Genomic DNA, 12,138 nt, shown 5'->3' with positions numbered 1-12,138 from the left:
GTTTTTTCATTATAAAACAAAGAAATAAAACACCGCAGCAAGAATGAAACGATAATATGCAAATGGTGTTAATTTCACACGAGATAATAATTTTAAGAATGAAACAATCGCTAACATCGCAACTACAAAGGCAGTAATAAATCCGCTCGCAAATAACGGAAGATCTGCTGCACTTAATTCACTCCAACTCTTAATTAAGTCAAGACCTGTTGCCGCAACCATCATTGGTACCGCAAGAATAAATGTATATTCAGCAGCAGCTGTATGAGATACACGAGCTAATAACCCACCACTAATCGTAGACCCAGAACGTGAAAATCCTGGCCATAGTGCTAAACATTGAAACATCCCAATTGTGAATGCTTGTTTATATGTAATCTCGTCCAATGTTTTTGCTGTGCTTGGTTTTGAAAACTTCTCAGCGATAATCATTAAAATACCACCAGCAACTAAACTAATAACAACCGGTCCTGTCCCGAATAAAATCGCCTTGATTTTGCTATGAAATAAAAAACCAAGTAAACCTGCTGGAATCATTCCGATAATAATATGTAATAAGTTTAATGATGGCCCTTGCTTTACTCGTCCAATTCCAACTAATGACCATAATCGTTTCCAAAATACAACAACAACCGCTAAAATGGACCCTAATTGCACAACAACTTCAAATGTTTTTGCTTTATCTCCTTCAAATCCAATTAAATGCCCTGTTAAAATCATATGTCCTGTTGATGATACAGGTAAAAACTCCGTCAATCCTTCAACAGCACCCATGATTAATCCAATTAACCAATCAGCCACATTCGTGCCTCCTTAATACCTTCTAATGCTTTATTTACACTTTATCATAATACCTCATCTTTACAAAACACGCATCGTTTTTTTCAAATTCTTTCTAAATACATGGGTACACATTACTTTTCTAAATTCTTATTCAATAGTATGATTAAAGCGGCTTGTTTGTATGTTAGAAAGGAGTATATATGAAAGAAACTACATCAACTTCACAAAAAATAAAACAATTTGTCTTATTATTTTTCCCTATATTCGTCACACAAATATCATTGTTTTCCATGAGTTTTTTTGATACTACGATGTCAGGTCATGCGAGTGCTACTGATTTAGCTGGCGTTGCAATTGGAACAAGTATCTGGATTCCTATTAGTACAGGATTAACAGGTATTTTAATGTCGATTACTCCGATTGTCGCTCATCTTGTCGGTTCCAAACAAAAAGAAAAAGTGTCTCATGTCGTGACACAAGCTGTATATTTAGCGATTTTTGTTAGCCTTATCGTGATACTCATTGTTTTTTTTGCAGCTTCACCTATTTTACATGCCATGCATTTAGAACACCAAGTAGCACAGATTGCTAGTCAATTTTTAAGCATTATCTCATTTGGTATCATTCCACTGTTTGTCTATACAGTACTCCGCGGTTTTATTGACGCCTTAGGAAAAACACGGACAACGATGATTATCACTTTACTATCTTTACCAATTAATATCATTTTGAACTATGTGTTCATTTTTGGTCATTTCGGTTTTCCTAAACTCGGAGGAGTCGGAGCTGCGATTGCCTCAACAACCACATATTGGTGTATTTTACTGATCACAATTATCATTATTCGTACGAAAGAACCGTTCTCTTCCTATGGTGTCTTTCAATGTTTCTATCGCCTCTCTCTATCTATCTGGAAGGAATTATTAAAACTTGGGATACCTATTGGGTTTGCTATCTTTTTTGAAACAAGTATTTTTGCTGCTGTTACGTTATTAATGAGTAATTTTAATACAACAACCATTGCTGCTCACCAGTCTGCAATAAATTTTGCGTCTCTTTTATATATGACACCACTCAGCTTATCTATGGCAATGACAATTTCTGTTGGATTCGAAGTCGGTGCATCCAGGTATAAAGATGCCAAGCACTATAGCTTTATAGGTATTGGATTGGCACTCGCTTTTGCATTTGTTTATTCGCTCTTACTATTTATATTTGATGAAAATATCGCTTCTATTTATACAAATGATCCTGTTGTACACGACTTAACGAAACAATTTCTAGTACTTGCGATTTTGTTCCAATTTTCTGATGCCGTTGCCACACCAGTACAAGGTGCACTTCGTGGTTATAAAGATGTAAATGTAGCTCTTATTATGACGCTCATTGCCTATTGGGTCATAGGTCTACCACTTGGTTATATCCTTGCAATCTATACGCCTTTGGCTGCAAAAGGATATTGGATTGGACTCATTTTAGGATTGGCTTTCGGGGCAATCTTTTTACTCGCTCGTCTATTGCAAGTACAGAAAAAATATATTGCAGCAAAAAGCCGCTAAATAGCGGCTTTTTAATATCTGAAAAATACAAAAAGAACAAACCTCTACTTTTTGAATCCGTTTATTTTTTGATCTTATTAATGATAATCTGTAATATTAAAAAAAAAGGATGGGATTCTTTATAAAAGAAAGCTATAATAGATTTTGATATTTCTAAAAAGGAGATTAATAGAATATGAGGAAAATTATGATCGCACTACTATTATTCTTTTCTTCTATGCTTCCTATCAAAGCAGTCACCGCAGAGACAAATCAGCAAGAAAATTTGTTAATCGTCAATGTCGCGACAAATAAGATGGCATATTATGAAAAGAATAAACTTATTAAAGAGTTTACAGTTGCTACCGGCAAAAGCAGTACACCAACACCTTTAGGAAAGTACACGATTGTCAACAAAATTAAGAATCGACCATACTACAAAAGACACATTCCTGGCGGTGATCCACGTAATCCATTAGGAGACCGCTGGCTCGGTCTAGATGTAAATGGAACAAAAGGAACAACATATGCCATCCATGGAACCAATAACGTAAATGCTATTGGAAAATGGACAACACTTGGTTGTATTCGTATGTATAATGATGATGTACACTGGTTATTTGACCGCGTTCCGGTCAATACAACTGTAATTGTCACAAACAAATAAAACACAACATATAAAGCAATTACTGCTTCATATGAATGCAAAGTTGCATAATGCTTTTTTGAAGAAGAGTGTTCTTATAAAAGAACACTCTTCTTCTTTTATAAACTATATCAAGAACTCATTATAACAATATGTTTAAACGTTAATTTCCTTCTACTTTTGAACTCCTCCTTCTTCATAATAATTTTCCAAATATTTCTTATCCCGCTATTCGTGGGCAGTAATACTCCCGCCTCAAAATTCAGCAAAAGCATTGTCCAGCTCCAGTGGCTAGAATCTCCGGTCGTTTCGGGCAAAAAGCGCCTCTCCGCCTTGTACGTGGGCGTCCTGCGATTCTGAGCAAGCCGCTTCCGCTTTTCTTAAGAAGTTAGGCGGGAGATAAACTGCCCGTAAAAGCCCGATTGGCGAGGGCTGATAATCAGTGGGGGATGAAGAAAACCCCCACTGATTAAAGTTTCACTTTATCTATATGTATAAATTCTTATTCAATGCTTAGCATACTGAGTGTATATTTCTTTCTTATAGCGCGTAACCTATCGATACAGTGAAAGGAGTTGCAACAATGGACGAAACAGAAGAACAACAATCTTATCAAGAAGAGTTTGCACCGGAAATTTCACCTAGTTATCGTCAAGATGTACATCACCCCTCTCGTTTTTCGAACATGGCGTTTTTAGTGGGAATTGTCGTGTTTGCAGCTGTACTACTATTACTTATTACCTTCGTATATTTTAGATAAAGGACAGGAGGAGTATATATGGATAACAACGCAGAAAATTCAAGCAAAAGAGTTTTAAAAACACAAAAGGGCTATGCCGGAGATTCTTTGGACAAACATCGGGCTATCGAAAATGCAAATCTTGAATTGAGTAAAAAGGAGATTGGGCAACAAAACGAGAATTTATAAAGCAAGGTTACTATAATAAAATGTGTGTATATACTTGCTAAAAAAATAACATAAAAACCCCTCTCTTTTTGGGGGGCGAGAGCATTTGGCCGTACATAGAAGCGGTCAGGGCCTTTTCCTGCCACATGCGAAGTTTAAAACCAAAAGAGAAAGCAAGTAGCAATCATGCTTTTTCAACATAGCAAGGACTTGTATGTTGAAAAAACAAAATGGATTTATATAGAATAGCAAAAGAAATCCCTGAACTAGGGATTTCTTTTGTATGATTAATAAACGAAAGAGGTGAAAAAAATGACATACTATAAGCACTACATTCAAAAAACGCTCCCGCATTTGCCTATCCATTCCTTTCATCAAGATGAAAGTGGCTGGGATAATGTTGCTATTATCGTAAACAATGAATGGTTATTTCGATTTCCTAGAAAAATTGAATATGCGAAAAAAATCCCTCGTGAAAAACAATTATACGAAGCTCTATTTCCTAAACTGCAAGCTGGACAGATAGAAGTACCAAACTATCATATTCTGTATGAAAACCAAGCTGATTCAATTCCCGTTTGCAGTTACTATAAAATGATTCACGGCAAACCATTCAAATCATCTTATTTACACCATCTCTCAATCAGTGAAAAAGCGCAAATTGCCGCGCAACTAGCGTCATTTCTTGCTGCTTTACATACAGTTCCTACTACACTTGCAAAAGAGTGGGGCTTTCAAGTCGAACAAACCACTAAATATTGGAAGGTGTTACATATAAAACTAAAAGATTATCTATTTAACACATTTACAATAGAAGAAACCGATCGATTGAATATACTATTTCAAACATTTTCCGAGCAACTATATACAAGCTCTTCCTTACAAACCGTTATTCACGCCGACTTAACACATAACCATATTCTATTTCATCCTCACAAAAAGCAAATTGCTGGCATCATTGATATAGGAGATGCACAAATTGGCGATCCCGCATTTGATTTTGCTGGATTATACGCTGACTATGGACATGACTTTACATTAGAAGTGTACAACAAATATACTGCTTTAACGAATAACAAGGATACCACATTTTTCGAGCGAATTATCTCCTTTTATCAATATAGCCATATACTCCATGACCTCGTATATGGTTTCGAGACAAATAATGAAAAAATAATTGAAACAAATAAACAACGATTGTTACATATTTTAGAGGGAATGCATTAAACACTTTCCCTTAATCTTTCTTCTAATACGATTATTTTCTTATCCATTTCAACTATTAATTCATATAACTGGAATGCTTGAAAAATTTGCAACCGTATTGAAAAAGGTGCCTTTTGTTTTTCTAACCATTGAAACACTTCAACTTTGTTCTCCATTTAACATTTCTCCCCTTTACTTTTTCTCCTCACACTATGAACGTAATTCATGAAACGCGTTTCATGTCAACAATTAAAAAAAGGTGCTTTTTCGCACCTTTTTTATAATATTCGATTGTTTTTCTGACTATCTTGTTGATCATTCGTTATGATCTTCAGCTTGTTTTTTCCTGCGTCTGTTCTTGATTCCAACCATTAAGAAAGGTGCTGTACAAACTCTGTACCAAAACGAAGACATGCTTCAACATCTTCCTCTTCTGGCGTTAATTCCACTTTTAATCCTTCAAGTACGACATTAGCTCCACGTTTTTGTAATTTTTCAATTAAAATATCAACAGCTGCCCCATATTTCGGATATGCAGAATCACACGAACCAAACACTGCTGCTATTTTCCCTGTTACATCCACTTTATCCATTTCATCATAGAAATCTAAGAAATCATCCGGTAAATCGCCGTCTCCCCACGTGTATGCACCTAGTACAATTCCATCATACTTTTCTAGAATAGGTGCATCTGGTGATGACATTATATCGATTACTTCAATTTCTTTTCCCGCCTCGCGAATCGCCCCGGCAATATAATCTGCCATCTCCTCTGTATTTCCACTCATACTTGCAAAAATCATTACTAACTTACTCATTAAACTCTCTCCCTTAATTATGTATCTCATTCTATATATTTTTTAGTACTCTTTCACAACGGATAAATGATATTGATAATTATTATCAACGGTGCCACCACTAGATTAATTTATAATAATTAGCAAAGTCAATAATTTTTTTGAAAAATTAATGAAAAGACACAAGCTTGTCCGGGAAACATACATATATTATAAATGAGCATAGTTCTTTCTTAACCCTCTCTAACGGAAAGAAATAGAAGCAACTGCGAATATCGCAGTTGCTCTTTTTTTATCTTGGAATATACAGCGAAACTTTTGTTCTGTTTCCGCTGTTTGTTCATTTTACTTTATTCTTTCAATAGTTCCATTGCAGTTTGTAAGAATAATTGTGCACCGCGAATTAATGCTGTTTCATCTACATCAAATTTAGGATGATGATGCGGATAACATGTTTCTTTATTTCCATTCCCTGTTCCTAGCTTTACAAAACAACCTGGAGCCTTTTGTAAATATGCTGAAAAATCCTCTCCTCCCATAGAAGGTGGAAGTGAGATAACACTTTCTTTCCCAAACAATTTAATCGCACTATCTTCCACTATCTTTGTCACATACAAATCATTTATGACCGGATCATATCCATACCGATACGTATATGTGTACGTTGCATCATGAGCTGATGTAATTCCTTTTACAATTTGTTCAATAATCCCTTCAGACTCTTGTCTTAGTCTATTCTCAAAGCAACGCACCGTTCCTACAATCGTTGCTGTCTCAGGAATAATATTATCGGCTGTTCCAGCGTGAAATTGCGTAACCGACACCACCCGTTGTTCAAATACATCAGTCCGTCTTGAAACAAGATGTTGTAAATTTGTAATAATTTGTGCTCCAATTACAATAGGATCCACTGTTTGCTTCGGATGAGCAGCATGTCCTCCTCTTCCTTTAATTTCAATTGTAAATACATCAGGTGCTGCCATCATCGGCCCGTAGGAAATTCCTATTTGTCCACTATCTAGTCCTGACATTACATGCAAACCGATAACATAATCTACGCCATCCATAACGCCTGCCTTGACCATCTCTTGTCCTCCACCAGGGTATTGTTCTTCAGCGTGTTGGAACAAAAGACGAATTTCTCCTCCCCAGTCACCATCATATTTTGCTAAAGCTTCTGCTACACCTAGTAAAATCGCGGTATGTGCATCATGACCACAAGCATGCATAACTCCTGGTACAATTGATGCATACGACTTCATTGTCTCCTCTTGAATTGGAAGTGCATCTATATCTGCTCGAATTGCAATCGTCTTACCCGGACCTTTTCCTTTTCGTTTTGCCATTACACTACATGCTGTTGGTCTCGTTAAGTCAAAATAAGAAAACGAATGCAATGTATGATATATAAACTGCGATGTATGCTTTTCCTGAAATGACAACTCAGGGTGCTGATGCAAATAGCGTCGCCAATTTCGAATATTTTCTTCAGAAAGGTAACATAACCAATCTACTTGAGATGTTTTCATCCGCTTCAACTCCCTATTCTATTTTTACAATCTTATTCCATCATGAATAACCGTATTCACTTGTTTAACAACAGTTTATGTACTATCGTAGTTAGAAGTAACATATTCTTGCCTCTTCCATAGCAAAGGAATTACAATTTGCTATGGAATGTAATATAATTGTTAAGTTAGGGATTTTCTTTTTTAACATTTAGTGCTACTATCAGAAAAGAGCCTTTCCGTCTTGCATTTACCTAAAATGTGGAATTTTTGTGTTTTTCAAAGCGATGTAGGATATGATACTTACATACGGATACTATTTCTATAGAGAGGGACAGACATGAAAACATTAAAAGAAATATGGTCTCAACCACTCACGCAATGGATTGCAAAAACTTGTTACTACCTTGCGATTTTATTTGCTTTACTATGGTTGTATGGATTCCAAGATACAAATACAAGTACATTTATTTACAATGAATTTTAGGGTGGGAGCGTTATGAAGTTATTAGAACAGATTGAAAAATGGGCGCTTGAAACGCCTGACCAAACTGCTTTTGTTTGGCGAGATGCGAAAATTACGTACAAACAATTAAAAGAAGATTCCGATGCATTAGCATATTGGATTTCTTCCAAATATGAGGATGATCGTTCGCCAATTATGGTATACGGACATATGCAGCCAGAAATGATCGTCTGTTTCCTAGGGTGTGTCAAAGCTGGTCACGCGTATATTCCAGTAGATGTGTCAATTCCTGCTGATCGTGTGCTGCGCATTGCAGAAAGTTCTGGTGCAAAGCTGCTTTTATCTCCGACTGATGTTACAGTGGCTGATTTACCAGTTCATATTATTGATGGAAACAAATTAGAAGACATTCTTCATACTCATAAAGGAAATGTCCCAAATCCTGAACATGCAGTAAATAATGAAGACAACTTTTACATCATTTACACATCAGGTAGTACGGGAAATCCAAAAGGTGTACAAATTACGTATAACTGTCTTGTAAGCTTTACAAAATGGACGGTTGAAGATTTTCATTTACAAACAGGACAAGTCTTCTTGAACCAGGCACCTTTCTCATTTGACTTATCTGTTATGGACATTTATCCATCATTAGTAACTGGTGGTACACTATGGGCAATTGATAAAGATATGATTGCACGTCCAAAAGATTTATTTACTTCTTTAGAACAATCAAATGTGCAAGTTTGGACATCCACACCATCCTTTGCAGAGATGTGTTTAATGGAGCCGTCTTTCTCAGAAGGTATGCTTCCAAATATGAAGACATTCTTGTTCTGCGGTGAAGTATTATCTAATGATGTTGCAAGAAAACTGTTAGATCGTTTCCCAAAAGCTACTATTATGAATACATATGGGCCAACAGAGGCAACTGTTGCTGTGACTGGTATTCATGTAACAAACGAAGTAGTAGACAAGTATCACTCTCTTCCGGTTGGATACTGTAAATCAGATTGCCGCATCATCATTATGAAAGAAGATGGCACAGTTGCAGCTGATGGTGAGAAGGGTGAAATCATCATTGTTGGTCCAAGTGTCAGTGTTGGATACTTAGGAAGCCCTGAATTAACAGAAAAAGCATTCACTGTTATTGACGGCGAACGTGCTTATAAAACAGGTGACGCTGGCTATTTAGAAAATGGACTTCTTTTCTATAACGGTCGTCTTGATTTCCAAATTAAACTACATGGTTATCGTATGGAATTAGAAGAAATTGAACATCACCTTCGTTCTTGTTCATATGTGGAAGCTGCTGTCGTACTTCCAATTAAAAAAGGTGAAAAGTATGACTACTTATTAGCAGTTGTTGTTCCAGGTGAACATTCTTTTGAAAAAGAATTCAAACTAACATCTGCGATTAAAAAGGAGCTCAATGAACGATTACCGAATTACATGATTCCACGAAAATTCATGTATCAATCTACTATTCCAATGACACCAAATGGAAAAGTAGATCGTAAAAAATTATTGAGTGAGGTTACAGCATGACCCCATATGCATCATTTTATTATTTCGCTATTGTAGGCATTTTGCTTATCCCTACCATTATCGCTGGGTTACAAGGGAAAATGCTACGCAAATATAATGCGGTCGTAACACTTATTATGCTGGCTGTTATCTTTTCAGATAAACCAATACAAGCTGTTGCACTAGCAATATTTGCAATTTGGCAATTTATTTTGATTAAAGGCTATTTAGCGTTAAGGCAGCGTGATAACAAAACGAGTATTTTTTGCACTGCTGTTGTTTTATCGATTTTACCGCTTATTTTAGTAAAAATTATACCTGCTGTACCAGCTTTAAAATCACTCGTACTTTTTGATATACCTGTTAGCAATTTTGTTGTATTTCTTGGTGTACCAAATGGAACATTTACTGTTAGCAATTTTGTTGTATTTCTTGGTGTCTCATACGTAACATTTAGAGCTGTACAAATGATATTTGAAATTCGTGATGGTCTGATTAAAGAAATATCACTATTTAAGTTTTGGGAGTTTCTTTTATTCTTCCCAGCGATTTCAACAGGTCCGATCGATCGTTATCGTCGATTCCAAAAGGATGTAGCGAAACCGCCATCAGCGGATGAGTATAAAGCAATGCTTTATACAGGAATCAATCGTATTTTCCAGGGCTTTCTTTACAAATTTATTATTGCGTACTTAATTAAAAACCATATTTGGGATGCAGCAATTTCGAAACAAGCTACATTTATTTCATTTATGACTGATATGTACTCTTATAGTTTATATCTATTCTTTGACTTTGCAGGATATAGCGCATTCGTAATCGGTGTAAGTTATATAATGGGTATTAAAATGCCTGAAAACTTTAACAAGCCTTTTTTAAGTCGTAATATTAAAGACTTTTGGAACCGTTGGCACATGACATTATCTTTCTGGTTCCGCGACTTTATCTATATGCGCTTTGTCTTTTTTGCGACAAAGAAAAAATTAATTAAAAACCGTTATACAATTTCTTATATCGGTGCATTTTTAAACTTTGGAATTATGGGCATTTGGCATGGACTAACGTGGTATTATATTACGTATGGCTTGTATCATGCAATTTTGTTTATTACGTTTGATATATTTGAACGTAAAAATAAAAAGCTGAAGTTTTGGCCAAATAATAAATTCACACATGTCCTTGGAATTATCATTACATTCCACTTCGTTTGTCTCGGCCTCCTACTCTTCTCAGGTAACCTAGGCAGACACTTTTAGTTAAAAACTTCTTAGGAAGTTACACATAATACATTATGGATATAAAGGAGAATAAACAATGGCTGAATTTAAAGATCAAGTATTAGATATTTTAGAGGAAGTATGTGAAAATGACATCGTAAAGGAAAATACAGATGTACAATTATTTGAAGAAGGCATTCTTGATTCTTTCGGTACAGTATCCTTATTAGTAGAAATTCAAGAACGTTTAGACATTGAAGTGTCTATTTCTGACTTTGATCGCGACGAGTGGGCAACACCAAACATGATTATTAAGAAACTGGAAGATATGCGATGAAAAAAACAACGTTTGGCCCGATGCTTCTAGCATTTGCTCTTTTTTGCGTGGTGTTATTTATTCCATCACGCTTCCTTTTACCACTTATCGGGGAGCAAAAGGTGGGCGATGCCGCAACATCTTTAAAGAGAGATATGTTTCAAGGCATTGCACTGCAACAAAAGATGCTAGAAGATCAAAAATACCTTCCGATGTATGGTTCATCGGAATTTTCTCGATTGGATGTGTACCATCCATCGAACTACTTTAAAGTAAAAGAACAAGAATTCACACCGTTTCTTATCGGTCGCGGTGGAACACAAAGTCTTACTCATGTATTAAGTCTAGCCTCCTCAATGGATCAGTTAGAAAATCGCAAAATTGTCTTTGTCCTTTCACCACAATGGTTTGTAAAAGAAGGGTTAGATGAAGTACATTTTGCGCCAAACTTTTCGTCTCAACAAGCGTACCATCTTATCTTTAACAATGACTTAAAGCCTGAGATGAAAAAACAAATTGCTGAGCGCTTATTAGGATTTGAGATTGTTCGAAAAGACACACTCCTAAAAACTTCGTTAGAAGGAATTGTGTATGACGATACAGAACATAATCTGAAAGCAGCGGCTGCAAAACCATTTGCATACGTATATCGTAATATTTTAGACCGTAAAGACTTAGTTACATCAATATTCGATATGAAACCGCGAAAAACACATTTAGATCCTGATTTAAAACCACTTGCTTGGGAAGAGATTCGTAAGCGAGCAGAAATAACTGGTGAATCGGAATCTAAAACGAATCCATTTGGCATTGAAGACCCGTACTATAACAAAGGAATTAAGGATAAATTAGCACGTCTAAAAGGTTATCGAGCAAATGAATCATTCAATGAATCGCCAGAGTATGACGATCTCCAATTAGTTTTAGACATTTTAAAACAAACACATGCAAAACCATTATTTATTTCTGTTCCCGTTAATGGTCCGTGGTACGATTATGCTGGATTCCCGAAAGAACGCCGTGATGTATACTATAAAAAAATAAATGAACAAATTGCCAAAGCTGGATTCCCAGTTGCAGACTTTTCAAGCCACGAATATGATAAGTATTTCTTAAAAGATACGATGCATTTAGGTTGGAAAGGCTGGGTATATGTCGACGAGACACTTCAGCAGTTTTATAAAAATAACTAAGATGAACGCTTGAATTTTTCAAGCGTTCTTTTTT

General features: G+C 35.8%; 14 protein-coding genes. 10 read left to right on the top strand and 4 right to left on the bottom strand.

The window, feature by feature from the left end; translation table 11 throughout:
* Positions 1-9: 9 nt before the first annotated feature.
* The gene (gene bacA, locus MR076_RS01985) at positions 10-801 is read right to left on the bottom strand and encodes an undecaprenyl-diphosphate phosphatase (protein ID WP_242217092.1); all 792 of its coding nucleotides are present in this window, start codon (positions 799-801) and stop codon (positions 10-12) included.
* A 182-nt stretch (positions 802-983) separates the two neighbouring features.
* On the opposite strand from bacA, the gene MR076_RS01980 reads away from it, so the two are divergent.
* The 5 genes from MR076_RS01980 (at position 984) to MR076_RS01960 (ending at position 5,101) form a co-directional block, all read left to right on the top strand.
* Complete coding sequence (locus MR076_RS01980) at positions 984-2,342, top strand: MATE family efflux transporter (protein WP_242217091.1); 1,359 nt, start codon at positions 984-986, stop codon at positions 2,340-2,342.
* A 217-nt stretch (positions 2,343-2,559) separates the two neighbouring features.
* Positions 2,560-2,988: a L,D-transpeptidase gene (locus MR076_RS01975; RefSeq protein ID WP_396021643.1), complete on the top strand. Its 429-nt coding sequence runs from the start codon at positions 2,560-2,562 to the stop codon at positions 2,986-2,988.
* Between the two features lie 562 nt (positions 2,989-3,550).
* Positions 3,551-3,727, top strand: a complete 177-nt coding sequence (locus MR076_RS01970) for a 2-isopropylmalate synthase (RefSeq protein ID WP_242217087.1) — start codon at positions 3,551-3,553, stop codon at positions 3,725-3,727.
* An 18-nt stretch (positions 3,728-3,745) separates the two neighbouring features.
* On the top strand, positions 3,746-3,895 hold the full coding sequence (locus tag MR076_RS01965) for a hypothetical protein (protein ID WP_242217085.1): 150 nt from the start codon (positions 3,746-3,748) through the stop codon (positions 3,893-3,895).
* Between the two features lie 291 nt (positions 3,896-4,186).
* Positions 4,187-5,101 (top strand): aminoglycoside phosphotransferase family protein, encoded by a 915-nt coding sequence (locus MR076_RS01960; protein ID WP_242217083.1) that lies wholly within the window; start codon positions 4,187-4,189, stop codon positions 5,099-5,101.
* Here MR076_RS01960 and MR076_RS01955 read toward each other — a convergent pair.
* The 3 genes from MR076_RS01955 to MR076_RS01945 form a co-directional block, all read right to left on the bottom strand.
* A complete protein-coding gene (locus tag MR076_RS01955) occupies positions 5,098-5,256 on the bottom strand; it encodes a hypothetical protein (protein WP_242217081.1) in 159 nt (52 codons plus the stop codon). The two genes, MR076_RS01960 and MR076_RS01955, sit on opposite strands and share 4 nt — an antisense overlap.
* Before the next feature lie 195 nt (positions 5,257-5,451).
* On the bottom strand, positions 5,452-5,898 hold the full coding sequence (locus MR076_RS01950) for a flavodoxin (protein WP_242217079.1): 447 nt from the start codon (positions 5,896-5,898) through the stop codon (positions 5,452-5,454).
* A gap of 329 nt (positions 5,899-6,227) precedes the next feature.
* Positions 6,228-7,406, bottom strand: coding sequence for a M20 metallopeptidase family protein (locus MR076_RS01945; RefSeq protein WP_242217077.1), 1,179 nt, complete (start codon positions 7,404-7,406; stop codon positions 6,228-6,230).
* Positions 7,407-7,725: 319 nt separating this feature from the next.
* On the opposite strand from MR076_RS01945, the gene MR076_RS01940 reads away from it, so the two are divergent.
* The 5 genes from MR076_RS01940 to dltD are packed head-to-tail and all read left to right on the top strand — an operon-like array spanning position 7,726 to position 12,104.
* Complete coding sequence (locus tag MR076_RS01940) at positions 7,726-7,872, top strand: teichoic acid D-Ala incorporation-associated protein DltX (protein WP_090915341.1); 147 nt, start codon at positions 7,726-7,728, stop codon at positions 7,870-7,872.
* A gap of 12 nt (positions 7,873-7,884) precedes the next feature.
* Positions 7,885-9,399, top strand: a complete 1,515-nt coding sequence (gene dltA / locus MR076_RS01935; RefSeq protein WP_242217075.1) for a D-alanine--poly(phosphoribitol) ligase subunit DltA — start codon at positions 7,885-7,887, stop codon at positions 9,397-9,399.
* Positions 9,396-10,634 (top strand): D-alanyl-lipoteichoic acid biosynthesis protein DltB, encoded by a 1,239-nt coding sequence (dltB, locus tag MR076_RS01930; RefSeq protein WP_242217073.1) that lies wholly within the window; start codon positions 9,396-9,398, stop codon positions 10,632-10,634. Before dltA ends, dltB begins: the two co-directional genes overlap by 4 nt.
* 58 nt (positions 10,635-10,692) lie before the next feature.
* Positions 10,693-10,932, top strand: coding sequence for a D-alanine--poly(phosphoribitol) ligase subunit DltC (dltC, locus tag MR076_RS01925; RefSeq protein ID WP_242217072.1), 240 nt, complete (start codon positions 10,693-10,695; stop codon positions 10,930-10,932).
* The gene (gene dltD / locus MR076_RS01920) at positions 10,929-12,104 is read left to right on the top strand and encodes a D-alanyl-lipoteichoic acid biosynthesis protein DltD (RefSeq protein WP_242217071.1); all 1,176 of its coding nucleotides are present in this window, start codon (positions 10,929-10,931) and stop codon (positions 12,102-12,104) included. The genes dltC and dltD overlap by 4 nt, the downstream gene beginning before the upstream one ends.
* Positions 12,105-12,138 lie beyond the last annotated feature (34 nt).

The sequence above is a fragment of the Bacillus cereus group sp. BfR-BA-01380 genome, from assembly GCF_022663535.1.
GTDB lineage: Bacteria > Bacillota > Bacilli > Bacillales > Bacillaceae_G > Bacillus_A > Bacillus_A cereus_BB.
The sequence above is the reverse complement of the archived record's forward strand: the minus strand, read 5'-3'. Positions and strand labels throughout refer to the sequence as shown.

What these genes read in the sequence shown, in the direction of transcription:
- MR076_RS01945 (WP_242217077.1), bottom strand. Translation starts at nt 7,406, where the DNA reads ATGAAAACATCTCAAGTAGATTGGTTATGTTACCTTTCTGAAGAAAAT.
- MR076_RS01960 (WP_242217083.1), top strand. Translation starts at nt 4,187, where the DNA reads ATGACATACTATAAGCACTACATTCAAAAAACGCTCCCGCATTTGCCT.
- MR076_RS01975 (WP_396021643.1), top strand. Translation starts at nt 2,560, where the DNA reads ATGCTTCCTATCAAAGCAGTCACCGCAGAGACAAATCAGCAAGAAAAT.
- MR076_RS01940 (WP_090915341.1), top strand. Translation starts at nt 7,726, where the DNA reads ATGAAAACATTAAAAGAAATATGGTCTCAACCACTCACGCAATGGATT.
- MR076_RS01980 (WP_242217091.1), top strand. Translation starts at nt 984, where the DNA reads ATGAAAGAAACTACATCAACTTCACAAAAAATAAAACAATTTGTCTTA.
- MR076_RS01970 (WP_242217087.1), top strand. Translation starts at nt 3,551, where the DNA reads ATGGACGAAACAGAAGAACAACAATCTTATCAAGAAGAGTTTGCACCG.
- dltC (WP_242217072.1), top strand. Translation starts at nt 10,693, where the DNA reads ATGGCTGAATTTAAAGATCAAGTATTAGATATTTTAGAGGAAGTATGT.
- MR076_RS01950 (WP_242217079.1), bottom strand. Translation starts at nt 5,898, where the DNA reads ATGAGTAAGTTAGTAATGATTTTTGCAAGTATGAGTGGAAATACAGAG.
- dltB (WP_242217073.1), top strand. Translation starts at nt 9,396, where the DNA reads ATGACCCCATATGCATCATTTTATTATTTCGCTATTGTAGGCATTTTG.
- dltD (WP_242217071.1), top strand. Translation starts at nt 10,929, where the DNA reads ATGAAAAAAACAACGTTTGGCCCGATGCTTCTAGCATTTGCTCTTTTT.
- MR076_RS01955 (WP_242217081.1), bottom strand. Translation starts at nt 5,256, where the DNA reads ATGGAGAACAAAGTTGAAGTGTTTCAATGGTTAGAAAAACAAAAGGCA.
- MR076_RS01965 (WP_242217085.1), top strand. Translation starts at nt 3,746, where the DNA reads ATGGATAACAACGCAGAAAATTCAAGCAAAAGAGTTTTAAAAACACAA.
- dltA (WP_242217075.1), top strand. Translation starts at nt 7,885, where the DNA reads ATGAAGTTATTAGAACAGATTGAAAAATGGGCGCTTGAAACGCCTGAC.